We start from the raw sequence: 26250 nt of genomic DNA, 5'->3' as shown, positions 1-26250 counted from the left end.
CCCAACAAATAACCCGACACCGAAAAAACCGGTCAAAGATGTTGTAAACGAAAGCGGAACAACAATTAACGGTAAAGTAGTAAAACCGGGAGAGACTCTAACATACACAGTTGAATATAAAAACACAACGGACAAAGACAGAGATGTAACAATTAAAGATAAAATCCCAGCATACACTACATACGTACAAAATTCAGCGGATAATAACGGAAAATTCGCAGATGGACAAGTAACATGGAGTAAAAAAGTAGCCAAAGGCGACACATGGAAAGTAACATTTAAAGTAAAAGTAAATGATGACGCTAATGGAGTTAATGTAATAAAAGCATATAAAAAAACAAAAGAAAGTAAAGAAAAACCAATTTTTCCTGTTATCTTTGTAGGAATGATGTCAAGCGGAAAAAGCACATTGATAAATGCTTTATTGGAAAAAGAAGTATTAGATAGTTCTAATGAGGCATGTACATCAAAAGTTTATTCTATTCTAGACACTGATAATGATGGTCAATTAGATATAACGGCTATATATAATGATGGGAAAATCAAGGAAGTCATTAATGATAAAGAACAAAGATTGTTAGAGTTTAACAAAAATGATGATATAAAAGAAGTTATTATATCTACTCAAATAAAGGGAGTATTGAATACGAATAAAAAATTATTACTGATTGATACGCCGGGAGTTAATAATTCTGAGGATGAAACTCATGCAGAGATTACTAGAGGAATAGTAGATAGTACAGAAGGTGGGTTAATAGTGTACGTAGTTAATATATCAAATGCTTGGACAGATGATGAAAAAAAATTACTAACAGAAATTAAAACTATATCCAAAGAAAAAAATATTCCAGTGTTGTTCTTAATTAATAAAATTGATACATTAGACTTAGAAAAAGAATCTATAGGAAATGCTATTTTGACGGCACAAGAATATCTAAGAGAACTAAAATTTGAAGATTTTGATATTTTTCCAATATCAGGAGGAGCAGCGAACTTAATAAAAAAAGTTTTGAATAATGGAAAAAACTTAACTAAGAAAGAAAGAATTGATTTTATAAATTCATATAATTTGTATGCTCCACAAGAGTTTGAACTATCTTTATATGCGATAACAAAAGATTATCCTATGCAATATAAAGAGATAGATATAAATGGTGAAAAATACCAATATTCTAAACTTAAAAAAGCTTTTGAGAATACAGGATTGCATTATTTAGAATTATATCTTCAAAGGGAGCAAATTAGAAGTGAGAAAATATTGAATGCTAATAAAAATACAGATAAATAATTTAGGGATTTCATAGGAAATATTATTAATACATCTTGAAGAATAATTAATAGAATTAGTAAAAAAGGAGAAAAAAATAATGGAATTCTATATAGAATATAATCCATATACATTAAATACTATTTATAAGAAAAATGGAATAGAGGTATTAAATAGCAATATTTACGATAAACGTAATGCTAGATTACAAACTTTATTTAATGAAAGTGAAAACTGGGAAGGTTTAATTTCAGAAATAGTTAACGAGTGTAATAGCGGTGTTCTAAACATAAAATTCAAAGGAAGAGCAATAGATTTTGAAGATTTAGAAATAGCTGTAGAAGAACATAATGAAAAAGAAAAAACAGAAATTACTTTAGATTATATACAATCAAAGAGTGATGAATTTATATTTAGTAATATAGAGAATTTGTTTAAAGAATTAAAAGAAGAAGAAGCTATCTTATCTTCCGATAGTGAAAAAAATTCTAAGCAACAAACTATATTTGAATTTTATGAAAAACAAAAAGAAAATATTTTTGATATAAATGTTATTGCTACTATGAGTAGTGGGAAAAGTACATTGATAAATGCGCTCTTAGGAACAGAGTTATTACCATCAAAAAATGAAGCATGTACGGCAACGGTAGCAAGTATATTAGATAATGATAACTTGGAAAATTATGAGGTAGAAGTAATAAATAAATATGGAGAAAAAATAGAATTAGAAATGGTTCTTGAAGAAGTTAATACTGCCGAAATGATCAACAGATTTAGAAAAAAAGCTACTCTTTCAGAACTAGAGAGAATAAATGAAAATAAAAATATTCATAAAATCATTTTAGAAGGGAATATACCAGCAGTCTCAAGTGAGAAAATAAAATTAAAATTGAATGATACTCCAGGTCCAAATAATTCAAGAGATGAAAATCATAAGATAGTTACTATGAATTTTATCAAAAATGATAATTCAGTAGTACTATATATTTTAAACGCTCAACAACTAGAAATTAATGATGATAAAAACTTACTTGAAGAAATTTCAAAAGAAATGAAGAAAGCAGGAAAACAATCACATGATAGATTCATCTTTGTAATAAATAAAGCGGATAGTTTGGATGATGAAAAGGGCGAATTAAAAAATCTAAAATTTAAAGTTAATCGATATCTTGATAACTTCGGAATAAAAAATCCCATACTAGTCCCACTTTCTTCTAGACAGAGTTTATTAACAAGAAAAAATGCAAATGGAGAATCGTTGACAAAACACGAAAAAAAAGATTTGGGCGGGAATTTATTATTTCTTGACGATAAAGATGAAAAAGGCTATCACCTTGAACAATACGCAACATTATCACCAAGTATAAAAGAAAAATTAAAAATAGAATATGGAGAAAAAGTTAAAGAAAATGATGAAGAAGGTCAAATATTAATTCAAACAGGAATAAGAGGATTAGAAGAACTATTAAAAGAATATATTGATAAATACGCTTATCCTATCAAGGTAAGAGAGTTAATAGATGATGTAGAGAGCACCTTAAAAAGTGTAATAGAAAAAGAAAAATTTGATGAATTTATAGCCAAAGGGGAAATCGAAGTAAAAAAAATAAGAGATGAAATAGAAAAAACAGAAATAGATACAACAAGAAGAGAGCAAATAAAAAAAGAATTGAATGAAGAAATCCAGAAAATAGAAGAAAATTTTAAAGAAAAAATTAATATAGGAGAAAGAGAATTATTAGGGAAAATAACCAATCTAAAAAATAAAACCTACGATTCTTATAAAGGGAAAAAATTAGTTATTGATTCATTTAAAGATGAAGAGGAAAAATTAGCGAAAAAAATAGAATCAGAATTCGCTTCATATTCAAAGTCGTTTACAGAATCTTTAGAATTAGAATTAAAAAAAATTGATAGGAGAGTGACAGAACAATATATAGAAAAAATTAAAGAAATTTCCGAAAATATAAAAATAGGGAAGATGGAACTAGGGAATATAAAATCTATTTCTAATTTTGTGAATATTGATTTAATTAGTGAAAGCAATAACTCAAATGAATTGAAAAAACTAATAGAAAAAATTCCAAATCCTGAAAAATCTGGATTTCTTGGTAAACTAAAGTTTTGGAAATCAAATGAAGTAGAAGTAGTTAACTTTGAGGAATTTGCTCATAAAATGTTTGATAATGCAACTAATCATTTTAATAATTATATAGATAATGTAAAAGAATATTTAGAGAATATAATGGATGAATACAGGAAATGGATTAATTCAAAAGTTAAGGATTTAGAGAATGAAATCCAAAATATTTTAATTGACATAAAAAGAAGATTAGATAAGAAAACAGAATTAGAAGGTAATATGGAAAATATTAAGCAGAGAAAAGAATGGTTTGAAAGTAAATTGAAAAAAATTCAAACTATGTTAAATTTTTAAAGGGGATATTGTGATGAAAGTATCAGAAAGTTTAGAAACGGCAATAAAAGAAAATGATATAAAATTAATTCGTCAATTACTAGTAGATTTATTGATATTTGATAAAGATTTGTCAAAAGGAGAGTTTTTAAATACGCTAAATTATGTAGAAAATAAAGGAATAAAAGTTAAGGAAGATAAATTGATAGGGGAGCTAATTTATAAAGAAAATAAAGAATTATCATTAGAAGATTTCTCTAATGCTATGACAGAATTAACATTTAATTTTTGTGATGAAAGAATAGAAGATGTGAGAAAAATCGGTTTTTACTTGGAAAATAAAAAACTCAGTCGCAAAAGAGAAAAATCAACGAATGTAAGGGTAGATATTGATAAAAACAACTCAAAATATAAAGTTGCAGTTGCAACTGTCGGAATATTAGTGTTTTTAGGGTATTTGTATTGGATTAATAAATAAGGTAGGAGATAAAAATGACTAATGATATACAAGTAAAAGAGTATAGTAACTTATTAAATACTTATCAATTTGCAGAGGATATTATAACTAAAAACTATCTTTCTAATTTATCAAAATACGAAGTTCAAGAAATTCCCGATGGGTTAAACGATTTTAATATTTCAGATTTCTCAAGAATATATAAATTTGAAAAAATCGTATCTGACAAAAATGAAAGTATGTTGGAAAAAATGGTGACGGTACTAACCGCCGCATACACTATTCAAGCTACAGTAGTTATGTTTATACGTGGATGCGGAAATTTGACGAAGTATTATTTAGGTATAATAGATAAAAAATCAAATTCTGTAAAGACAAAATCTATGACATTTGAAAATTCGTTAAAAGGGAATTTTCCGGGAATTGTAACAAAGAATCTAGATTCAACTTCGATACAAAATATGGTTGAGGATATTACAGGTCAAAATTATATTGTATCAATATCGGGGATATCATCAATTAGAAACGAAGAAAAGCATGATATTCAAAAATATGTTCAAGGGATAGAACATTTGGCGGATTCTTTAATCGGCAGGTACTATGATTTAGTAGTAATAGCTGATGCTGTGACAAATGAAGAGATCCAAACTACAAGATTAGGATATGAAAATTTATATAGTAGTTTATCTAGTCTTCAAAGCACTACATATTCGTTTAATGAAACTGATGGGGTATCATTAACAGAATCTGAAACCAAAGGAATAACAGATACATTAGGAGAAAGTATTTCTCTTAGCCAAAGTACATCTATAAGTAATGGATGGAGTACGAGTAAAAAAGGAACTGCTAACAAAATAGGAGCGGTTGCTGGAGCGGCTCTTGATATAGGGGCAACAGTAGCCAAAGCATCCATAATGGCTACAACAATGGAAGGGGCTATTGCAGCAGGTGCAACGATTGCCGCAGCAACGAGTGCTGCAACCGTCGCCGCAGCATCAGCTCCGATAGTAATAGGTTTAGGAGCGGCAGCAATGGCAGCTAAAACATTGGGAGATACTTTTGCTGAAACTAATACTACTTCTGAAACCGAGACAACGCAGACAGGTGAAACGAAAACAACGCAAAGTTCGAAATCGGTTAACACATCTAGTACATCTAGTAAAGGAATAACTACTTCAAAAGGAAAAACGTTACAATATAGTAGCGAAAATAAAAATGTAAAAAATTTATTAGAACGTGCTGAAGGACAAATTAAAAGATTAGAAAAATGTGAAGGATATGGTGCATTTAATTATGCAACTTATGTATTTACTAATGATTTTGAAACTAATGCTATAGTTGCCAATATATATAATGCTCTTATGAGGGGAGATAATTCGTTTTTACAATCTTCATATATAAATAGTTGGAGAAAAGGAGATAATAATTTTGTTGAAGTTCAAAAATATTTGAAAGTATTATCTCATCCGGTATTTATAAAAAATAATGTAGGGGTTACACCGGCGACAATTTCTGATTCGTATGAAGTAGCGGTTTCTCTTGGGTTACCTAAGAAATCTATTAATGGCTTACCTGTAGTCGAATCAGCAACATTTGGTAGAAATATTTTTAAATTAGAAAACGGTAATTCTAATAATGAAATAGAGTTAGGAAATATATATCATATGGGTAAAGATGAGGGCACAAAGGTAAATTTAGATTTAAAAAGTTTAGCAATGCACTCATTTATCACCGGTTCGACTGGTTCAGGAAAATCTAATTCGGTTTATCAGTTATTAAGAGAGCTAAAAAGAAAAAATGTTAAATTTATGGTAATAGAACCGGCTAAAGGAGAGTATAAATATGTATTTGGCAATGATGCAAAAGTTTACGGAACGAATCCATACTATGCAGAACAGTTCAAAATAAATCCGTTTAAGTTTCCGAAAAAAATTCATGTACTAGAGCATATAGATAGATTAGTAGAGATATTTAATGTGTGTTGGCCTATGTATGCAGCTATGCCAGCTGTTTTAAAAGAAGCAGTTGAGCGTTCATATGAATCTATAGGATGGAACTTTGCTACTTCTGAAAATGACTTTGGAATAGATTTATATCCTACATTTGAAGATTTATTAGAAGAATTAAGCAACGTTATAATGGAGTCTGAATACTCACAAGAGGTTAAAGATAATTATATTGGTTCTTTATCTACTAGAATACGTTCGCTAACAAATGGTATATATGGAGAAATCTTTTTAGGAGAAGAGATAGGAGATAAGAAGTTATTTGATGAAAACGTGGTAATAGATTTAAGTAGAGTAGGTTCAATGGAAACAAAATCATTAATAATGGGAATATTAGTAATGAGATTGCAAGAATATCGTATGACTTCAGGAGATATGAATGCAGAGTTGCGTCATGTAACTGTGTTAGAAGAAGCTCATAATTTACTAAAACGAACATCAACAGAGCAGAGTTCAGAAGGATCAAATCTATTAGGAAAAGCAGTTGAAATGCTTTCTAATATAATCGCAGAAGTCAGAACTTATGGTGAAGGATTTATTATTGCAGACCAAGCGCCGGGACTGTTAGACATGAGTGTAATACGAAATACTAATACAAAGATAATTATGAGGCTTCCTGATGAAAGTGATAGAAATTTGGTAGGGAAAGCAACTAATCTTAATGAAGAACAGATAAAAGAATTAGCTAAACTCCCTACAGGAGTTGCGGCAGTATACCAAAATAATTGGATTGAACCCATACTGGTAAAGATCAAATATGAAAAAACAGAGGAAAAATATGATTATAAACCAGAAAAAGCAGTAATAAATAAAAGTAATTCAGAAGTGATTAAGCATATTTTAACTAAAATAAAAGTAGGTGATTTAGGAATAACAAAATATGAATTTAAAGAATTATTATTGGAAACAACGTTATCTTCACGACAAAAGACAAAAGTATTAGAAATAATAAACAACAATACTAGAAATTACACTAATGTAATTTATGATTTAATTATGAATAGAAAAAAAGAAAAATATATAGAAAAGGCTAAAAATATAAATGAATTTAAAGAAATAATATTACAAGGTTTCTTATTAGAAAGGGATGAGGTGAATGAAATAGTCAGGTATATTTTACAAGAGCAGATACAAAAATTTAATCGTCCGGAAAATTATCTTGAAAAATGGGATGAACTTATAGAAAGAGGTATGGTATAATGAAAGAAATACTGGAAGCATCAGAAAATTTAGAGAAAACTCAAAGTGATAGTGGTGAAAAAATAAATTACAGGCGTTTGAAAATATTGAAAATAAAAAGAATACTAATATAGATAAAAATTACATAAAAGAAGATTCAGGGTATTCTGATAAAATTGTGGAAAATATTAATTCAAATAAAGAGTATGAAATTTATAAAGAAGCAGGCTTAGAAGAAAAAGATGTGAATGGGAAGCCAGTACTAGTTCGTGAAATCGACTTAGATATAAAAGATGAAATGGGAAGAACTAATAAAGAAAGAATGGAAGAAGGATTGGCTCCATTAGAAAATGGGAAACCTATAGAACTTCATCATATTGGTCAAAAATCAGATTCTCCATTGGCAGAATTGTCAATAGACGAACATCGTAGTAAAGAGAATGATGGAATCTTACATGATAAAACAAAAGAATCTGAAATAAATAGAAATACATTTAATACTGAAAAGATAAATCATTGGAAAGAAAGAATTAGAGAAATGGAGAACTAAAAAATGAAAGAATTCATAAAAAAAATAGAAAACCTTTATACTGCCAAAGGAGCTACAGAAGAACAAATTATTGCTGCTGAGAAAGACCTGAATTTAACTTTCCCCGTAGAATATAGGGAATATTTAAAAGAGTTTGGAGCAATAAGTTTCTACGGGACAGAGTTAACGGGATTAAATGTTGATAGTTATATAAATGTAGTTGATGCAACGAATAGTGAAAAAAAATTAAATAAAAAATTTCCTAATGATTATTTTGTTTTGGAAAATTTTGGGATAGATGGGGAATTAGTTTTAATGAATACAAAAGGAAAAGTATTTTTGTTTAAAAATGGAGAAATGAAAGAACTTTGTGAAAATTTTAGAGAATATATAAAACTGTGTTTAGAAAGAAAAAAATAGATTTTCCTATATTCTGTCTAACCTCTTCACTGTACTTTGTATGGTGAAGGGGGAATTTTATAATGAGAATAATAATTTAATAATTCTAACACAATAGCTATAAAAAAATGTGTGATAGTTTATATTATTATAAATTAGGTTATATTTTTAACTAAGGAGGTTTTTATGAAAAAAACAACAGTAGGAATAATTTCGGGAGTGATAGTATTTGTTATAATTTGTTTTGTGGGATATTACTTTTTTCTAGGTAGCGGTAGTAGTAAAAATGTAAAAGCTGAACACCAAAAATATATTGATGTTATTAATATTACACATGATTTTGATACCGGTGTGGCAGGATTAGAGAGTTTGCAAGACAAATCATCACTTTCTAATATTAAAACAGAAATAAAAATAGCGAAAGAATTAAAAAATACTCATAATAGTTTGGACAACAAGGATATTGAAGGAGCTAAAAAATCACTGGAAAAAGTAGAAACATTAAAATCAGATGATACTTTTTCACAGGCAGAAGAGTGGTTAAAATCTGATATTACAAATTACGATAAGGCATTAAAAGAAATCGAAGCATTAGATAATAAAGATAGCAGTAGTATCAATGCTATCTTAGATAAATATAAATTTAATCACAGTGCTCTAAAAGCTAAATTGAGTGATGAAGCAAATAAAAATGAGAATAAAGAAAATACCGAAAAAGTAACACCAGCTAAAAATCAAAATACAACTTCAGAAAATAAACCTGTAAAAATGGAAAGAAAAAACTCAATGGGTATGACTATTCCTGATAATGTAACAAGTCTTCAACAAGAATGGATAAAAAGAGGTGGGGATTCAGAAATGTTATCAACGGTTAAAAGTTCGTATAAAAATGCAAAAAGAATTACTACAAATTACAATTCTCTTCAGCAAGCGAATCCAGATGACCCTCTTACTATTTACATAGAAATGAAAAATGGAGAAACTAAAACTGCAGAATTCAATTATCAATGGATAAGTGGAGCATTTGGAGGGTATGTCATACATGTGTACGACGATAATCTCTTTATAAGTGTAAATTAATATTATAGAGTACGAAATATAAAGAAAATAATGTATTATGAAATTTTGTGATAATTGTAGAAAAGAAAATAGTGCTACTTCTAATTTCTGTCAGTCATACGGAAAAAAGATGAACTCAAATAATACTACATACGAACAAAATATACATAAAAAGAAAAGATAATAAAAAAATATTCTACTTTGTTCTTGATTCTCTCATATTTATTTTAGTAGTAGTTGGATATGTCTTTAAAGACAATCTTTTATTCTAAAGACTCATTCATGAAAGAACACTAACCTATGAATATAACTATTTTACGTGTTATTACATCTATTGGTGGTCATCTTGCATGGACTGCTATAGCAGGTGGAGCATTAACAATAGCTAAAAGAGATAAAAATTTAGAGTTATCTCATTTTATGAAATCTCAATTTATTTTCTTCTTTTCATCTATTATACTGATGCATGCATTGTGGGATATGGATTTACCAATTAACAATTTACTACAAATGGCTGTTTTAATAATATTGGTATGGACAGAGTTATTTGTTATTATTAATGCTGATCTTAAAGAAATAACGCGGTATAAATATGATGTATAGCTTAATCAATTAATTATCAAGATTAATCAGTTTTTTTGACCCTATATCAAATACAAAACATGAGAAAAATAGGGGATATAAAATAACCATAAGTTTATCACTTGAAAAAACTAGTAGCCCTCTAAAAACACTGTTGTTTCAGGTGCTTTTAGAGGGATATTTTGTAAAAGGATTTGTTGTGTACAAGATACAGTAGTTGTGGAATAAACTTTGTAAATCCCTTTTTGTTAGCAACAAATCCCCGGTTTATTTAAAATTACGTATAAAATTTGATTGGTTCTATAAAACCTAATTCCCTTTATACTTCTACAATATCTACATCAGCACGAGTTTTGTAGATAACATCTTTTCTCTCTATCAGAATAGTAGCTTTTTTCGATAGTTCTTCGTTGTCTTTAATTTTGCTGAGAAGTTCGCGGCTCGGATTCATAGCTACGGGATTACCCACTCGTCTTAGCATATTATAGTCACCGTTTGTATCTCCATAAGCAAAGGATTTTTCTAAATCAATATTGTATTCCTTTACTAATTTATCTATCATTGCGTTTTTGCTGTCGGCGTCCCACATAGGGATAACTTCACCGGTAAATTTATTATCTTTTATTATATATTTACTACCTACCGCTAAAAATGCATGATGTTTTTTCCCCATAGCTTCTACCAGATAATCAGGGCTACCTGAAATAAAGATAATAAGGTGTTCATCTTTTTTGTGTTGTTCAATAATATTTCTTGTGAATTTATATACTCGATCGGCTTTTAATTTCATAACCTGTTCGGTTGCAAAGTCAATATATTTTTTATGAAGTCCCGTTATTGCCTGAACATAGGCTTCTGAAACTTCGAATAAATAGTTATCGTAGTCTTCAAAGCGTTTGTCCCAATTTATATAGGTATCTTTTACTCCGTTTATCCAATAACGTTCATCGACAACTTCGTATTTTATTAATTTTTTAAAGTGTTCTGTCATTAATGAATCTCTATAAAGAGTTCCGTCAATATCAAAGAATGCTGCAATCTTCTTCTTTCTGTTCATAAGATTACCTCCCATTATAAGAGTAGGGAGCCTTAAAAAATCATGATTTTGTTATAAATCGATTTTGTTAAGACACCCCGTACAATTTATTGCCGTAGGGTAAGTTTTTTAAAGCAACTTTTCAAATCAATAAACCGCTGTGGCTGACTACCAATAAGTAAATTTTGTAAGAATTTTTAGCTTTAGGGTCAGTCCTATTTTTTATTAAAATTGTTCTGCATTAACAGAATCAATATATTTTTTAATCTCAGGTACAATATGAGAAATAGTTCCATCTTGGAATGGATTTTCTAAATTTGCTTCCTTAACCAGTGCTAAGAAAGGAAGTGTTCCGCCTAAACGACATAGGTGAAGATATTCTTCCCACGCTTTTTCTCCATTATCACGTGCTTTTTTCCAAAATTGGAATGCACAAACTTGTGCCAGTGTGTAATCTATATAGTAGAATGGCATTTGGAATAGATGAAGTTGACGATAGAAGAACATACCGTTGTTTAGTTCAGGTATATCGGTGTAGTCACGTGATGGCAAATATTTTTTTTCAATTTCTCTCCATTTTGCGCGACGTTCTTTCGGTGTCATTTCCGGATTTTCATATACGGCATGTTGAAATTCATCTACTGTTACGCCGTAAGGTAAAAATTTTAAAGAACCTGTCAGGTGGTAGTATTTAAATTTCTCAGTTTCTTCTTTAAAGAATAGTTTCATCCACGGCCAAGTTAAAAACTCCATACTCATTGAGTGAATTTCACATGCTTCAAAAGTAGGCCAGACATATTCAGGTAAATGATTTTTACTTTGATATACTTGGAAAGCGTGACCCGCTTCGTGTGTTAGGACTTCAGCATCATGTGGTGTTCCATTAAAGTTTGCGAAGATAAATGGAGCTTTGTAATCGGGTAAAAATGTACAATAACCGCCACCTGTTTTTCCCGGTTTTGTATCAAGATCAAGTAAATTGTTATCCACCATAAAGCTAAAGAATTCATCTGTTTCAGGTGATAATTCTTTATACATAGTTTTTGCACTTTCTACCAGATAGGCTCTGTCACCTTTTGGTGTAGGGTTACCGGATTTAAAGTTTACAGCTTCATCTTGGAAACGAAGTGTGTCTAAACCAAGGCGTTTTGCCTGAGCCTTCTTTAATTCTTCCACTAAAGGAACAACTTCGTCAAGAATTTGTTTTCTATAATTAGCAACATCTTTAGCATTATAATCTGTTCTGTTTAAGCGAAGGTATGCAACTTCAACAAAGTTTTCAAAGCCAAGTTTTTTAGCAATTCGAGTACGAACTTTAACCATGCGATCGTAAATGCTGTCATATTGTTCAAGATTGTCGGTGAAAAATTTCGCAACGGTTCTTCCTGCTTCCAATCTTACATTTCTGTCTTCATGTTGAGTATATTTAGCCATACCGCTAAGATTTCTTTCTTCCCCGTCAAAAAGAATTTTTGCACTTGAAGTTAGTTTAGTGTATTCAGAAGCAAGTTTATTTTCTTCTTTAAGGTCTTCAATTATATCATCGTTGAAGACTTTTAAATTAGTTTCAATTAGGTTGAAATAGTGTTCTCCGATTTCTTTTTTTAACTCGGTTTTAAAAGGTGAATTAAAAATTGCAGTATCAACTTTGGTTTTTAATGCAGTTAATTCAGGAGAAAATTCATCCCAAAATTCTCGTTCGCTTTCATAAAATTTTTCTGTTGTATTAATAGTATGTCTGATTTCTACCAGAACGGACATTGTTTCAAGAGAATTTCTCAAAGTATTATATTTAGTAAATACTTCCAATACTTCATTAGCGGTTTTAGCATTTTTTATTTCTTGTTCAATTTTTAAAATATTAGATTTTGTTTCTTCAATATTAGGTCTTGTATATTTATATTGTTCAAAAGTCATAGTATCCTCCTATTAATCGTATAAATAAATATTACAACTATCATACCACGAATAAAGAAAAAATACAAAATAAACTTTCAGAAAATTCATTGTTGAAAATAGAAAAATTAATTATAATATGTAGTGAGTATAAAAATTAAATTACGAAGATATGGATTTATTATTTTATTGTCTATGTGAATTATAAACTAAAATATTTTATTCAAAACTCATAATATTATCCTATATAATCCTGATAATTTTATTATAATAATAGGGTATGTTTACCAATGTGAAAAAAGTATTAAAATTTTATTCACCGTTTATTTCAATGCGAAATATTAATATAAAAGTATTTACTGTTATAAGCTCTTGTATATTGGAGATAATTCTTGTATAATAAGAAAGGAAAAAGAGGTGACAATTTTGGAACTTGTTGAATTAAAAAGAGAGCTGGAAGAAATTGAAAAGAAAATTACAGAATTTAAAAATTCTCTAAATATAGAAGATAAAAAAGAACGTGTTGCTGAAATAGAAAATATGATGTTAGAAGCTGACTTTTGGAATGAGGCGGAAAAAGCCGGTGAGATGGTTACGGAATCTAAAAATATAAAAAAAGAATTAGATGAATTTAGTGAAATGATTGATTATGCGGAACACTCAAGTGAAATGATAGAGTATTTAAAAGAAGATGAAGACGAAGAAATTTATACAGAATTAATTGAAACTGTAAAAAATTTAAAAAAGAAAGTAGAAAATTTCAGCTTCAGGTTACTGTTTTCAGAGGAATATGATAATAATGCCGCAATATTGGAAATTCACGCAGGTGCCGGCGGAACAGATGCTACAGACTGGGCAGAGCTTATGCTTAGGATGTATGAGAGATTTTTTGTTAAGCAGGGCTTAAATTATAGTTATTTAAATTATCAAACCGGTGATATTACAGGGGTTAAATCAGCTACTATAAAAGTAGAGGGTGATTTTGCGTATGGTTTATTAAAAGGAGAAAAAGGTGTTCATCGTGTAATTCGTATTTCTCCTTTTGATCCGTCAGGTAAACGTCACACTTCGTTTTGTTCAATAGACGTTATACCGGAATTTTCTGATGATGAGATAGATATAGAAATAAATTCGGAAGATTTAAAAATAGATACTTATAGAGCACAAGGTGCGGGCGGACAGCATATTAATACTACCGATTCGGCAGTAAGAATAACACATATACCTACAGGTATAGTTGTTCAATCACAAGCAGAACGTAGTCAAATAAAAAACAGAGAATATGCGATGAAAAATTTAAAATCCAAGTTATATAAATTAGAATTGGAAGAAAAAGAAAAAGAGTTGGCAAGTATTCGTGGCGAACAAAAAGATATTAGTTGGGGGTCACAAATTCGATCTTATGTGTTTACACCATATACCATGGTAAAAGATCATAGAACAAATTATGAAGTATCAACCGTAGATAAAGTAATGGATGGCGAAATTATTGATTTTATCGATGCGTATCTTCATTATTATATGCAAGGTAAGTAGTCGCCAATTTAAAAAGATGATATCAGATTTTCATTAAATCCGGTATCATCTTATTTCGTTATCTTATTTTTTTTCTGTAAAACCTTGTGAACTTAGTGCTTCTTCAGATTTTTTCAAACTGACAGAGTCACCGTCTTTCGCATCAAGTTCTATGCCGGGGATTCCTTTAAGTTCGCTGATTTTTGCTTTAGTGTAATCAATAGTTAGTTTTTCTACAGCTTTATCATCTTGAAAATCAACGCTTTCTTCTAATCCTTCAACCCCTTGATATTTTTTCATTACAGGTTCTAATGTTGCTTTCAGTGTTTCTTTAGTAACACCTAATTTAGAATATTCCATTGTATTATTGGCAGTTTGTTTAGTAACTTTATCGCCTTTATAATAATATGTCAATTCCATTGTAACGCCTCTTTCAGACTTTGTAAAAGTCTTACTTTGCTCTTTTCCCGAACATCCCGTAAGGAATATAAGCAAAACAGCTGATAATATAGTTAGTAATTTTTTCATAACGGTAAATCCTCCTGATATTTTTTATACTTTAAATATACTACATTTTTAAAAAATAAGCAACAATATTATGGTTTTATAATATCATTACTTATTAAAAAATTAATATAATTTAGAGTTTATTTATCTTTTACTTAAAAATATATTATAGATAATAAATCTAAGAATTTATATTGATTATTTTATTAATATTTGCAGTTATTTTAAGATAAACATTATAGTTTCTCATAATCTTCAGGAACAGAAAATGGATTTTCCTTATTAATATGATCATAGAACATAATACCGTTGAGATGATCAATTTCATGCTGGAAACAAACAGCAGGTAAACCTGTCAGGCTTAGTGTAATTTTTTCGTTATTTTCATTATAACCGACGACTTTTATTTTTGAATATCGTGGTACATAGCCTTGAATTTGTTCCTCAACGGATAAGCACCCCTCACCACCTGCCAGATAGCATTTTGCAGCTGAGTTGGAGATTATTTTAGGGTTGTAAAGTGCATATGAAACTGTATCTTCCGGATTTTCATAGTTAGGAATATGAACGGCAATCATTCGTTTGCTTACATTAATTTGTGGAGCTGCCAGACCGATTCCCGGTTTTAATCCATATTTTTCTGCTAATTCATCATCTTGAGATGCGATAACGTAATCTAATAAATTTCGTAAGATTTCTTTGTCCTCATTTGAAATAGGGTTGGATACTTCTTTAGCACGAGCTCTTAGAGTATCATGAGGATCAATAATTATGTTTTTAGTTGTAATCAAATTAAAATTCTCCTTAAGTATTGTATTGTTTAATAATATAAATTTCTATACTATTATTTCATAAATGGGAAAGAAAGTCAAAAGGATAAGTTAGCCAAGGTGAAAATAATAAATTTTTAGTATATTTGTTTTTTATGGCGAGGTATTATAAAAGTGGTTGTCCTAAAAGTTGAAAATTCTGGAAGAATTTACTTAATTAGTAGTTAGACGTGAAGATTTATTGATTCTAAAAATACGCTTTAAAGAGTTTTTTTGGATTAATAAACTATATGAGGCAACTCTATAAAATTGATTTTCAACGAAATCATAATTTTTGAGTTGCCCCTTTTTAAATTTATGGTTATAATTATTTTTTCTCTTTTCCGTTATTATCTATTATACGTTTTTCGACATTTGATAATTTACGTTCTTCATCAAGTGATGCTTTATTAAAACTCAGTTTGGCTTTAGCTTTATCATAATCAATTTTAGTATAGTCTAATACTGATTTCATTATCAGTTTGTCATCTTTTTCTTCAAACTCGTAAGTTAGACCTTCAATATCGCCATAATGTTCTTTTATTGATTCTTTTATTGATTTTATAGCTGCATCCTTATCCGCACCAAGTTCATTGATTGTTGAAACATTAACTATTCTATTAACTAGATCTCCTTTATAATAGATGGTTATTTCGTTATTTTGTTGATCGTGAGTTTGAGTGAATACTTTGGTTTTTTCTCTCGAACAGGCTGTTAAAATCAATGTAACTGTAAGTAAAACGGTCAATAGTTTAAGTATTTTTTTCATGGAAATTTTTTCTCCTTTTTTGTGATGTTTTATAGATAATTTAATTATACACGGTTATTTTTATATTTTCAATATGAAGTGTAGTAAATATAGTATAACTTGATTTTTTACAGAATCAAGGGTACAATATAGACATATTCGAAATTTACAAAAGAGTTCAAATAAAAATTTATTTAAGATGCCGAAAGGTTGCTCGCTGTGAGCAGTTATTTATAAAAATCTGAGATTATATAGATATTTAGAATAATAGTATGTGTAGATTTCGAGAGTACTAAAAATTAAAAGATGTACAGTATCCGAATGGATAGGATATAAGATAAAGTTTGAGAAAGATGTAAATTTCGAGTATATTAGAGTTGGGATATTTTTATCCTATTTTTTTTACCCTACACATTGTAAAAAGTTATGCAATAGCTTTTAATATATGGTACAATAGTTACTGTATATTATAATGAAACTTACGAGAGGAGTTTTGTGAAATGACTAAAAAAACATTTTACGTTACAACACCTATTTATTATCCAAGTGGTAATTTACATATAGGTCATGCTTATACAACGGTTGCATGCGATGCAATAGCTAGATATAAAAAACTAAGCGGTTTTGATACTTATTTTTTAACAGGGACTGATGAGCATGGACAAAAAATTCAACAAAAAGCACAGGAAAAAGGAATTAGTGAGCAGGCTTATGTTGATGAGATGATTAGAAATATAAAAAAATTATGGAAAGCGATGGATATTGATTATAGCAAGTTTATTAGAACGACTGATGATTATCATGAAAAAGCCGTTGCAGAAATTTTTGAACGTCTTGTTGAAAAAGGTGATATTTACCTTGGTGAGTACAAAGGATGGTATTCAATAAGTGATGAAGAGTACTTTACTGAAACTCAACTAAAAGAAGTATTTCGTGATGAAAATGGAAATATGATCGGGGGTATTGCGCCGAGCGGTAACGAGGTAAAACTTGTTAGTGAGGAATGTTACTTCTTTAAGATGAGTAAGTATGCAGATCGTTTGGTAAAATATTATGACGAACATCCGGAGTTTATCTTACCGGAAAGTAGAAAAAATGAAATGTTAAACAATTTTATTAAACCGGGATTGGAAGATTTAGCTGTAACCAGAACTACTTTTGACTGGGGTGTGAAAGTAAAATCAAATCCGAAACATGTTGTATATGTATGGATAGATGCTTTGGTAAATTACATCACAGCTTTGGGGTATGCTACCGGGGAAAGTGAAGAATTGTTTAATAAATACTGGCCCGCTGATGTCCAAGTAGTTGGGAAAGAAATTGTTCGTTTTCACGTGATTTATTGGCCGATTTTATTAATGGCATTAGATTTACCTCTGCCTAAAAAGGTTTTCGCCCATGGTTGGTTTTTAATGAAAGACGGTAAGATGAGTAAATCTAAAGGTAATGTAGTAGATCCGTATATGTTAATTGAACGCTATGGTTTAGATGCGGCACGTTATTACTTATTACGTGAAGTTCCGTTTGGACAGGACGGTATTTTCACACCGGAGAGTTTTATAGAAAGAATTAATTCAGATCTTTCAAATGATTTAGGAAACTTATTGAATAGAACAATCTCGATGATTAATAAATACTGTAATGGTATTATTCCAAAATTCGTAGCACCGACCACTGAATTTGATAAAGAATTAATCAAATTATCAAAAGAAGTTGTTGAAGATTATGAAGATTATATGGAAAATATGCAATTTTCTAAAGCGTTGGAATCTGTTTGGAAATTTATTTCAAGAACTAATAAATATATTGACCAAACAACACCTTGGGTTTTGGCAAAAGACGAAAACAGAAAAGCAGAACTTGATAAGGTAATGAACTACTTGGCAGAAAGTTTGAGAATAGCAACTATTCTAATTAGTCCGGCATTAACGAATGCACCTAAAGAAATTGCAAAACAATTAGGGATTGACAAAGATTTATTAACATTTGATACGGTAAAAACATTCGGTGTCTTTAAAGGTGATGTAAAAGTAATTGAAAAACCGATACCAATATTCCCGCGTTTTGATAAAGAAGTTGAAATTGAGTACATTAAAGATCAAATGTCACCAAAATCATTGGCAAATTTAGAAACGGAAACAAAAGAAGAAGATAATTCCTTTGTTGAATTAGCAGAAGAAATTACCATTGATAAATTCTTTGAAATATCATTAAGAGTAGCAGAAGTATTGGAATGTGAAAAAGTGAAAAAAAGTTCTAAACTATTGAAGTTTAAGCTGGATTTAGGAAATCATACACGTAGGATCGTTTCAGGTATTGCCAAGTATTACGAACCGGCAGAATTAATCGGTAAAAAAGTAGCGATTGTTGCGAATTTAAAACCGGTTAAATTGTGCGGAGAATTGAGCGAAGGAATGATTTTATCAGCAGAAAAAGACGGAATACTAAGAGTAGTGGAAATTAGTGCTGATGTTCCTAATGGTGCAGAAATAAGATAATAAAATAATTACCTCACAAATTGAATTGTCGATTTGTGAGGTTTTTAGGGTTGAGATTATTAAATAAATTAGAAGCGGCTAAAAATGTGATTTTTGAAATCGGATTTTAAACCGCTCTTATTTTATAAAAAAGTTGAAATTTTTGGAATAATCCTAATTTATTTATTTTTGTTACTTATGCAGCACTACTTTTAATTACCTGTTATTTTTTTTAGAACGGGCGGTGTTTTGTGTGGTACTGTTTTTTTGATCGTTAGAACTGTTATTATTATCTTTATCAATATTTTTTGATTTAGCTGATTCACGATTAACCTCAATTAATCTCACAGGATTAACTGGAATAAATGAACCGTCTGTAATATGATATACTAATCTATTATTTTTAGAGATGCCATAGCCGCTGATATTAAGGACAGCATTACTACCGAAAGTAGCTTTAACTTTACTGATTTCTTCATCGCTGTACACATTTTGAGTAGCGAGGAATTTAATAGCACTTGTCTTAGAAATAAAATTAGAGGTATCGTCATTTTTTTTGTCAATAGTAACAAATTTTTCGTTAGCCGTAATAAATTTTCCCGCATGCTCACCGGATGTTATTTGATACATCATATATCCGGCAGGTGAAACTAGTTTGTTAACTGTAAATTTAGTTCCGGATTCAATAACTTTATCAACATCATTCCAGTTAGCAGAGTTGAATGTATGAATTTTTTTGTTTACTGTAACTTCACGGTTAACATCAAAAGAATAGCTGACAAATGTTCCGCCAAGTTTTGCGGTGATTTCTTCATCTTGTGCTGCTGAATCGATTCTTGCCGCATTTGCTTTTTCTTGTGCTTCAAGTATCTTAGCTTTTTCTTCGGCTTCTTTTTGTTTTTTCATCTCTTCTGTAGAGTTCACAGCAGGGGTTTGAACATTGTCGAAATCAGCGTAATGCTCCTTAGCTGAAGAAACAAATTTTAGTAGAATAAGGAAGAATACTGATAAAACTATTGCAAGAATAAAGGAAATTGCAATTTTTATTTTAATATTTTTAGAAATTTTTCTAATTTTATCATAATTCTCGACATTTTTTCTAAAAATATTTTTTAAAATAAATGCTTTTATAGATGCGAAAGCAACTAAGAAAATATTTTTTACCTTATTATCATAATCTTTTATTTTAAATGCTGTTTCATTTTCGTTAACGACTTCTTTTTTTATATTGTATATTTCTTTTTTTAGTCCAACTAATTTATGTTCAAGTTCAAGATTTTTTTTGATTTTTTCGATAGATTTGGTTATGAGAGAAATCTCTTTTTCCAATTTTTGCTTTTCAAAGGTAAAGTTGGCTAATTTTTTTTCGTGATAAGTAATTTTTTCTTTATCATCATTATTTATTTTTAAACTGTCTATAGCCCTTTTTTCCTCGGCGATTTTATCATCTAATACTATAGCATTCGTTTTAAGCATTAATATTTGGTTTTCTGCTTCTTTTATTTTATTTTCTTTTTCCAGAAATTCTACCTGTTTTTTATCGCCTTCCAGTTTAAATGCCTGCTCTTTTTCTAAAAATTCCTGTTTTCTTTTTTCGGCTTGTTCTTTGGCTATACGTTGGCGTTCAAGTTCTTTTTCACGAGCGATACGCTCTTTTTCAATACGTTCTTTTTCACGTTTTTCTGCTTTTTCCTTTTCGATACGCTGGCGTTCAAGTTCTTTTTCATGGGCGATACGTTCTTTTTCAATACGCTCTTGTTCCATTCGTTCTAAATGGTGTTTTTCACGTTCTTCTTCCGCTTTTTTTTGTGCAGCTTCAAACTGTTTTCTCTCATATTCCAGTTTTTCCGCTTTAGCCTTAGCTTCTTGTTCTTTTTGTTTAATTTCTTTTTTTATTTGAAATGGAGAGAATTTTTGTTTCGAATGGTCTTCTTCAAGGTTGCTATTTTCTGTTTTGTTTTTTTTAAAATGTCCTAATTGATTTTTAAGGCGACCAAAAAAAGATATATTAGTGCTGTCGTCAGGATCAATTTTAGAAGAATTTTCTTCTTGATCGGTTAATTTATCTTTTTCATCTTGTGTCATTGTAACAATCCTTTCGTAATAATTATTATATTTTATTATACCATAAAATTGTATTACTACTACATAAAAATGAGTTAAAATAATAAAAAAAACTTTACCATCCTAATTGAAATGTGTTATCATTAAGTAGATAAAATTAAGAAAGGACTCATGATATTTTTTATCATGTGGTGGTAATTACTATGAAGAAAACAATATCATTTAAAGGAAAACCGGTCACAGTAGAAGATATAGTTAAAGTAGGTGATGTATTTCCGACATTTAAAGCGGTAACGAAAGAACTTGCTGATTTTAATTTAGAAGATTATAAAGGTAAAGTTGTTGTTATTAACGCTTTTCCATCGGTTGATACAGGAATTTGTGCTTTACAGACTATAAGATTTAATAAAGAGGTAAAAAATTACAACGATTTGGTTGTCATTACGATTTCAAAAGATTTACCGTTTGCTTTGGGACGTTTTTGTGCAGATAAAGGAATCGAAAATGCAATAACAGTTTCAGACTACAAGTACAGAGATTTTGAAAATAATGCCGGTGGACTAATTGAAGAATTAGGTTTATTGGCAAGATTAGTGTATGTAGTTGATAGAGAAGGTGTGGTTCGTCATAAAGAACTTTGTGAAGAAGTCGGTAGTGAACCGAACTATGAAGCTGCTTTAGAAGTTGTAAAAAAATTATTATAAGAGGTAGTTAATGACAGAATTAAAATACATAGATAAACAAGGTAATAAAAAACTTCAAATAAAAGATTTAATTACATTAGGGCTTTATACAATACTTTTGATTTTATCAATGGCAATCGGTGTAGGTATCGGAACATTGGTAACATCAGTTGTTTTTGGTGGTAAAGTTTATTTTGCAACATATGTTTCCGCTGCGACTGCGTTAGTTTGTGGAAGTGCTTATAGTTTAATTTTTAATAAAATAAATAAAAACATGGCAATTTTCACAATGATAACAATAATTGCAGTTTTTATAGCTTTAACAGGTCATTCACTGGTTGGCTCTGTAACTATGATTATTTGTGCAATAATTGCAGAATTTTTCTTTAGAAAAAATAATGAATATTTGTCTTATCTATTCTTTAATCTTGGAAATATCGGTATAATACTTCCAATGTTTTTTATGAAAGATACTTATATAAAACATCTTCAAGGAAGAAATTATTCTCAAGAAAAAATAGATTTTGTAATGGGAAGTTCTGATATTAAAACTTTTATTTTAATTATAGTATTAACGGTACTACTTTCTTTTATTGGAGCATATTTAGGTAGAAAACTATACTTTAAAAATTTCCATAAAGCAGGTTTGTAATTATGTTGAAGTTGGATATAAGAACAAAAATATTATTGCTCATATTGGCTAATGTACTTATGTTTAAATCATTAGATGTAATGTGGCATTTAGGTGTGGCTATATTTTTTACTTTATATTTATTAGCGATGGAGTCCAAGCCTATAAGAGCAGGTAGAATGTTTCTTGTATATTTGATTTTTACTATTTATGAGGTATATTTCGGGCATATTTCCATAGTAAAGATGTTAGATAGTTTTTTGTTGCTGACCTCTTTAATGTTTAAAACTATTTATTTTCCACTTTGTGCCGGAATAGCGTTGGTTAGCAGTTCTAAAGTATCGGAGTTAATAACTTTTTTAAGAATGATAAAGATACCGAAAAATGCAATAATTGTTTTGGCGGTATTGTATAGATTTTTCCCCGTATTAATGACGGATTATAAACAGATAAAAAATTCTCTAAAAATGAAAGGAATAGGTATAACCAAAGGATATTACCTAATTCATCCGTTCAAGTTTTTCGAATATGTTTTTGTTCCTTATGTTATTATTAGTACAAATATTGCTAATGAACTTGCTGTTTCTTGTTTATGCCGAGGAGTAGATAATGATGCTAAACCTACTTCATTTATTACATTGAAATTTAGAATACAAGATTACCTAGTTATATTGGTATGTTTAGCTTTATTCAGCTATATTATGTTTATGGGGTGGTAAGTTGATAACATTTAAAAATTTTAATTATAAATATACAGAATCGGAAAAATTAAATATAGATTCCTTATCGCTCGATATAAAAAAAGGGGAATGTGTTCTTTTTACCGGAAACTCCGGTAGCGGTAAGACGACAATTCTTAGAGTTCTAAACGGGCTTGCACCGGAATTTTTTTCAGGCGGATATAGTGGAGAACTTAAGGTTCTTCATTTGAATATTGGTGATAGATTAAGGGAATTTTCAAAAATAGTCGGCAGTGTTTTTCAAAATCCTAAAAATCAGTTTTTTAACCTTGATTCAACGAGTGAGCTTGCTTTTAGTATGGAAAACTACGGCTATTCAAGGGAAAAAATTCAAAAAAGAATAGATGAGGTTATTAGCGAATTTTCTGCTGAACATCTTCTTGATAGAAACGTCCTTGAACTTAGTGGTGGTGAAAAACAAAAATTAGCCTTTATGGCAAGCATGATGTTGGATGCTGATATTTACGTTCTTGATGAAATAACGAGTAACTTAGATCTTAAGGCTATAAAGCTAATTTCTACCATTATACAAAATTTGAAAAAAAGTGGAAAAACGGTTATTATTGCTGAACATAGAATATACTACTTAAAAGATTTAATAGATAGAATGTACATCGTAAAAGACGGTAAGGTCATTCATTCTGTTAGTAAAGAAGAATTAAATAATTTTGACGGTAGAGCCTGTCAAACAAGGCAAATAGATTTGAACAAAGTAGAGCTTGTTACAAGAAAAAGAGTAATAGACGGTGAAGAAAATTATTTAATGATAAATTCTCTTAGCTACAAGGTAAATAAAAAAAATATAGAAGTAAAACAGGAAAACTTTTCAACTTCAAAAGTTTATGCAATTATTGGGGATAACGGCTGTGGCAAGACTACTTTTGCAAATGCGTTAAGTGGTTTATCAAAAATTAAATATAATATAGAATTAGCCGGGGAAGCTATCTCTAAAAAAGGTTTGTTAAAAAATACTTTCCAAGTAATGCAGGATGTTAATTATCAGCTATTTACCAATTTAGTAGATAAAGAAATAAAATTGGGTTGTAACAATATAGAAATGTTTGATAAAATAGTCGATAGTTTAGGTATAAGAAAATTGTTAGGAAGACACCCTAATACATTATCCGGTGGCGAAAAGCAACGAGTAGCTATTGCTTCAGCTCTTCTATCAAAGAAAAAAATTCTTATTTTTGATGAACCGACAAGCGGTTTGGACTACATTAATATGATAGAACTGAGTAAATTAATTCATGAAATAGGAAAAAGTGATGTAGTTATTTTTATTATAACTCATGATTATGAATTTCTATGCACAGTTGCCGATGAAGTATTACACTTTGATGAAAATGGAATAAGAGAACGGATTGATCTAAACGTTGAAACAAAAGAAAAAATCTTAAAAATAATGAGTTAAAATAAATTCAAAGGGAGAAAATCTCTTTGAATTTATTTTGATACACTAAAACAGTTGTCTATTAATGGCTATCATGGTAAAATAAAAAAGCTGAAGTAAAAAGACTAACTATAAAAAGTCAAGAGGAAAAACCGGGAAAAAAATAAGGAGGGATTGGTGTGTCATATGCGTCAGATATGAAAAAAGAATTAACTCTAATAGAAATAACTAAAAAAGAAGAATTTTTATCAGAGTTATCAGCACTTATAAAAATGAACGGTGTTTTAACAATAGCAAATGGTAGACTAAGCCTTAACTTTCAAACGGAAAATGCCTCAATAGCAAGAAGAATGTTTTCTTTGGTGAAATATTTTTATAATGTTGACGTTCATATTTCAGTGCGAAAAAAATTAAAATTAAAAAAAAATAATGTCTATATTTGTCGTTTGGAACAAAATGTTAAAGAGATTTTAACTAAGCTATATATTTTAGGTGACGATTATACAATGCGAGCAGATATAGCTAATGAATTAATAAATACAGATGAGAAAAAAAGAGCCTATTTGCGTGGTGCATTTTTAGCAGGGGGGTCAATAAATAATCCGAGAACTTCAAGTTATCATATGGAAATTTTTTCATCTTATTTGGAACATATTAAAGAACTTAATGAATTATTAAATTTTTATAAACTTAACTCAAGAACCTTAGAGAGAAAAAAAGGTTATATAGTTTATATTAAAGAATCGGAAAAAATAGCGGAATTTATAAATTTAGTCGGTGCATATCAAGCGTTATTTCAGTTTGAGGACGAAAGAATAGTTCGTGATATTAATAACTCCGTCAATAGAATGCAAAATTGTGATATGGCTAATATGAATAAAACGGTAAACGCATCTGCTAAACAGGTGGAAGATATTAATGTAATAGAAGAGCGGTTGGGGCTTGATAATCTTGATGATAAACTTCGTGTTGTGGCAGAGGCACGTTTAAAATATCCGGAGTATCCGTTAAAAGAAATAGCGGAAATGATAGAGGATGGAAACTTATCAAAATCAGGACTTAACCACCGGTTTAGAAAAATATCCAAAATTGCAAAAGAACTGAGAGATGGAACATATAAGATAAAATAAAGGAGAATAGTAATGAGCAAGTGGGATGAACAAATATTGGTCGTGAAAAGAGAAATTTTATTTAATAATGAGAAAAATGATTTCTACGGTTTTTTACCAAAAGAAGACGAGAAAGTAAAAAAAATAGTGGATACATTTGAACATTACGAAGTAAAACGTCGTGGCGATATGGAAGAAAATCCAAAATATAAGCAACTTATCGGTTATGTGTTGGTAAAAGATAAGGCAACAAAAGAAGTATTGGTATATCGTCGTTTGGTTGGAGGCGGTGAGGCGAGACTTCACGGGAAAGCATCTGTAGGAATTGGTGGTCATATGAACGAAGTAGCAGGAAAGACAATATACGAAATGCTAAAAATTAATGCGGCACGAGAATTGAACGAAGAAGTAGGAGTAGATGAGAATTACGCATTAAAAAATCTCCATTTTGTAGGTTTAATAAATGATGATAAAGAAGTTGTCGGTCAAGTTCACGTCGGAGTGGTTTACACTTGTGAAGTTGATAAAGATATAGTCGAAGTTAAAGAGGACGATACGCTTGTTATAAAATGGGATAATACGGAAGAAGCACGTGCTGAAGAAAACTATGAAACATGGTCGGCATTTTTAAAACCGATAATGTAACAATATTATAGAGAAAGCTAGTCGGGTAAAAATAGATTTTACTGTTTTACCCAACTAGCTTTTTTGTATATATTGGCTCTGTGTCAAATACGGGGCATGAGAA

22 protein-coding genes are annotated in these 26250 nt (G+C 29.6%); 16 read left to right on the top strand and 6 right to left on the bottom strand.

Annotated features, from left to right (window positions below; all coding sequences use genetic code 11):
* From HMPREF1983_RS00255 to HMPREF1983_RS00220, 8 genes are all read left to right on the top strand, one after another.
* The coding region (locus HMPREF1983_RS00255; protein ID WP_021752254.1) for a dynamin family protein at positions 1 to 1288 on the top strand (1288 nt) is incomplete at its 5' end.
* Positions 1289 to 1367: 79 nt separating this feature from the next.
* Positions 1368 to 3704: a dynamin family protein gene (locus HMPREF1983_RS00250; RefSeq protein ID WP_021752253.1), complete on the top strand. Its 2337-nt coding sequence runs from the start codon at positions 1368 to 1370 to the stop codon at positions 3702 to 3704.
* A gap of 13 nt (positions 3705 to 3717) precedes the next feature.
* On the top strand, positions 3718 to 4161 hold the full coding sequence (locus HMPREF1983_RS00245; RefSeq protein WP_021752252.1) for a hypothetical protein: 444 nt from the start codon (positions 3718 to 3720) through the stop codon (positions 4159 to 4161).
* A gap of 14 nt (positions 4162 to 4175) precedes the next feature.
* Positions 4176 to 7346, top strand: a complete 3171-nt coding sequence (locus HMPREF1983_RS07860) for an ATP-binding protein (protein WP_021752251.1) — start codon at positions 4176 to 4178, stop codon at positions 7344 to 7346.
* 223 nt (positions 7347 to 7569) lie between these two features.
* Positions 7570 to 7875 (top strand): HNH/ENDO VII family nuclease, encoded by a 306-nt coding sequence (locus tag HMPREF1983_RS00235; protein ID WP_211225802.1) that lies wholly within the window; start codon positions 7570 to 7572, stop codon positions 7873 to 7875.
* 3 nt (positions 7876 to 7878) lie between these two features.
* Positions 7879 to 8274, top strand: coding sequence for an SMI1/KNR4 family protein (locus tag HMPREF1983_RS00230; protein WP_021752249.1), 396 nt, complete (start codon positions 7879 to 7881; stop codon positions 8272 to 8274).
* Positions 8275 to 8439: 165 nt separating this feature from the next.
* Complete coding sequence (locus tag HMPREF1983_RS07525) at positions 8440 to 9333, top strand: tetratricopeptide repeat protein (protein WP_021752248.1); 894 nt, start codon at positions 8440 to 8442, stop codon at positions 9331 to 9333.
* Positions 9334 to 9612: 279 nt separating this feature from the next.
* Positions 9613 to 9915, top strand: a complete 303-nt coding sequence (locus HMPREF1983_RS00220) for a PrsW family glutamic-type intramembrane protease (RefSeq protein ID WP_021752247.1) — start codon at positions 9613 to 9615, stop codon at positions 9913 to 9915.
* A gap of 298 nt (positions 9916 to 10213) precedes the next feature.
* On the opposite strand, the gene HMPREF1983_RS00215 is transcribed toward HMPREF1983_RS00220, so the two are convergent.
* Positions 10214 to 10951 carry an HAD family hydrolase gene (locus HMPREF1983_RS00215; RefSeq protein ID WP_040460698.1) on the bottom strand — a complete coding sequence of 246 codons (738 nt, stop codon included), beginning with the start codon at positions 10949 to 10951 and terminating at the stop codon, positions 10214 to 10216.
* A gap of 204 nt (positions 10952 to 11155) precedes the next feature.
* On the bottom strand, positions 11156 to 12847 hold the full coding sequence (locus HMPREF1983_RS00210; RefSeq protein ID WP_021752245.1) for a M3 family oligoendopeptidase: 1692 nt from the start codon (positions 12845 to 12847) through the stop codon (positions 11156 to 11158).
* Between the two features lie 405 nt (positions 12848 to 13252).
* On the opposite strand from HMPREF1983_RS00210, the gene prfB reads away from it, so the two are divergent.
* Complete coding sequence (prfB, locus tag HMPREF1983_RS00205; RefSeq protein ID WP_040460696.1) at positions 13253 to 14362, top strand: peptide chain release factor 2; 1110 nt, start codon at positions 13253 to 13255, stop codon at positions 14360 to 14362.
* 63 nt (positions 14363 to 14425) lie between these two features.
* On the opposite strand, the gene HMPREF1983_RS00200 is transcribed toward prfB, so the two are convergent.
* From HMPREF1983_RS00200 to HMPREF1983_RS00190, 3 genes are all read right to left on the bottom strand, one after another.
* Positions 14426 to 14869 carry a YehR family lipoprotein gene (locus HMPREF1983_RS00200; protein WP_021752243.1) on the bottom strand — a complete coding sequence of 148 codons (444 nt, stop codon included), beginning with the start codon at positions 14867 to 14869 and terminating at the stop codon, positions 14426 to 14428.
* Between the two features lie 215 nt (positions 14870 to 15084).
* Positions 15085 to 15639, bottom strand: a complete 555-nt coding sequence (def, locus tag HMPREF1983_RS00195; RefSeq protein WP_021752242.1) for a peptide deformylase — start codon at positions 15637 to 15639, stop codon at positions 15085 to 15087.
* 346 nt (positions 15640 to 15985) lie between these two features.
* Positions 15986 to 16426, bottom strand: a complete 441-nt coding sequence (locus tag HMPREF1983_RS00190; protein ID WP_021752241.1) for a DUF1307 domain-containing protein — start codon at positions 16424 to 16426, stop codon at positions 15986 to 15988.
* 479 nt (positions 16427 to 16905) lie between these two features.
* Between HMPREF1983_RS00190 and metG the strand changes: the two genes are divergently transcribed.
* A complete protein-coding gene (metG, locus tag HMPREF1983_RS00185; protein ID WP_021752240.1) occupies positions 16906 to 18903 on the top strand; it encodes a methionine--tRNA ligase in 1998 nt (665 codons plus the stop codon).
* 195 nt (positions 18904 to 19098) lie between these two features.
* Here metG and HMPREF1983_RS00180 read toward each other — a convergent pair whose 3' ends face one another.
* Positions 19099 to 20967: a DUF5776 domain-containing protein gene (locus tag HMPREF1983_RS00180; protein ID WP_021752239.1), complete on the bottom strand. Its 1869-nt coding sequence runs from the start codon at positions 20965 to 20967 to the stop codon at positions 19099 to 19101.
* A gap of 182 nt (positions 20968 to 21149) precedes the next feature.
* Between HMPREF1983_RS00180 and tpx the strand changes: the two genes are divergently transcribed.
* From tpx to HMPREF1983_RS00150, 6 genes are all read left to right on the top strand, one after another.
* A complete protein-coding gene (gene tpx / locus HMPREF1983_RS00175; RefSeq protein ID WP_021752238.1) occupies positions 21150 to 21650 on the top strand; it encodes a thiol peroxidase in 501 nt (166 codons plus the stop codon).
* A gap of 10 nt (positions 21651 to 21660) precedes the next feature.
* Positions 21661 to 22281 carry an MptD family putative ECF transporter S component gene (locus tag HMPREF1983_RS00170; RefSeq protein ID WP_021752237.1) on the top strand — a complete coding sequence of 207 codons (621 nt, stop codon included), beginning with the start codon at positions 21661 to 21663 and terminating at the stop codon, positions 22279 to 22281.
* Between the two features lie 2 nt (positions 22282 to 22283).
* Positions 22284 to 22979: an energy-coupling factor transporter transmembrane component T gene (locus HMPREF1983_RS00165; RefSeq protein ID WP_021752236.1), complete on the top strand. Its 696-nt coding sequence runs from the start codon at positions 22284 to 22286 to the stop codon at positions 22977 to 22979.
* A 1-nt stretch (position 22980) separates the two neighbouring features.
* Entirely contained in the window at positions 22981 to 24414 is a 1434-nt protein-coding gene (locus tag HMPREF1983_RS00160; RefSeq protein WP_021752235.1) for an ATP-binding cassette domain-containing protein, read from the top strand.
* A 158-nt stretch (positions 24415 to 24572) separates the two neighbouring features.
* Complete coding sequence (whiA, locus tag HMPREF1983_RS00155; protein ID WP_040460694.1) at positions 24573 to 25523, top strand: DNA-binding protein WhiA; 951 nt, start codon at positions 24573 to 24575, stop codon at positions 25521 to 25523.
* Positions 25524 to 25535: 12 nt separating this feature from the next.
* Positions 25536 to 26147, top strand: coding sequence for an NUDIX domain-containing protein (locus HMPREF1983_RS00150; RefSeq protein ID WP_021752233.1), 612 nt, complete (start codon positions 25536 to 25538; stop codon positions 26145 to 26147).
* The last annotated feature ends 103 nt before the right edge of the window (positions 26148 to 26250 follow it).

Source organism: Gemella bergeri ATCC 700627 (assembly GCF_000469465.1).
Classification (GTDB): Bacteria; Bacillota; Bacilli; order Staphylococcales; family Gemellaceae; genus Gemella; species Gemella bergeri.
The sequence above is the reverse complement of the archived record's forward strand: the minus strand, read 5'-3'. Positions and strand labels throughout refer to the sequence as shown.

Excerpts from the sequence above, each read along its gene's own strand:
- HMPREF1983_RS00230 (WP_021752249.1), top strand. The coding sequence starts at position 7,879 with ATGAAAGAATTCATAAAAAAAATAGAAAACCTTTATACTGCCAAAGGA.
- tpx (WP_021752238.1), top strand. The coding sequence starts at position 21,150 with ATGAAGAAAACAATATCATTTAAAGGAAAACCGGTCACAGTAGAAGAT.
- metG (WP_021752240.1), top strand. The coding sequence starts at position 16,906 with ATGACTAAAAAAACATTTTACGTTACAACACCTATTTATTATCCAAGT.
- HMPREF1983_RS00170 (WP_021752237.1), top strand. The coding sequence starts at position 21,661 with ATGACAGAATTAAAATACATAGATAAACAAGGTAATAAAAAACTTCAA.
- HMPREF1983_RS00150 (WP_021752233.1), top strand. The coding sequence starts at position 25,536 with ATGAGCAAGTGGGATGAACAAATATTGGTCGTGAAAAGAGAAATTTTA.
- HMPREF1983_RS00180 (WP_021752239.1), bottom strand. The coding sequence starts at position 20,967 with ATGACACAAGATGAAAAAGATAAATTAACCGATCAAGAAGAAAATTCT.
- HMPREF1983_RS00190 (WP_021752241.1), bottom strand. The coding sequence starts at position 16,426 with ATGAAAAAAATACTTAAACTATTGACCGTTTTACTTACAGTTACATTG.
- HMPREF1983_RS00245 (WP_021752252.1), top strand. The coding sequence starts at position 3,718 with ATGAAAGTATCAGAAAGTTTAGAAACGGCAATAAAAGAAAATGATATA.
- HMPREF1983_RS07860 (WP_021752251.1), top strand. The coding sequence starts at position 4,176 with ATGACTAATGATATACAAGTAAAAGAGTATAGTAACTTATTAAATACT.
- HMPREF1983_RS00215 (WP_040460698.1), bottom strand. The coding sequence starts at position 10,951 with ATGAACAGAAAGAAGAAGATTGCAGCATTCTTTGATATTGACGGAACT.
- HMPREF1983_RS00250 (WP_021752253.1), top strand. The coding sequence starts at position 1,368 with ATGGAATTCTATATAGAATATAATCCATATACATTAAATACTATTTAT.
- HMPREF1983_RS00200 (WP_021752243.1), bottom strand. The coding sequence starts at position 14,869 with ATGAAAAAATTACTAACTATATTATCAGCTGTTTTGCTTATATTCCTT.
- HMPREF1983_RS00165 (WP_021752236.1), top strand. The coding sequence starts at position 22,284 with ATGTTGAAGTTGGATATAAGAACAAAAATATTATTGCTCATATTGGCT.
- HMPREF1983_RS07525 (WP_021752248.1), top strand. The coding sequence starts at position 8,440 with ATGAAAAAAACAACAGTAGGAATAATTTCGGGAGTGATAGTATTTGTT.
- HMPREF1983_RS00220 (WP_021752247.1), top strand. The coding sequence starts at position 9,613 with ATGAATATAACTATTTTACGTGTTATTACATCTATTGGTGGTCATCTT.
- HMPREF1983_RS00210 (WP_021752245.1), bottom strand. The coding sequence starts at position 12,847 with ATGACTTTTGAACAATATAAATATACAAGACCTAATATTGAAGAAACA.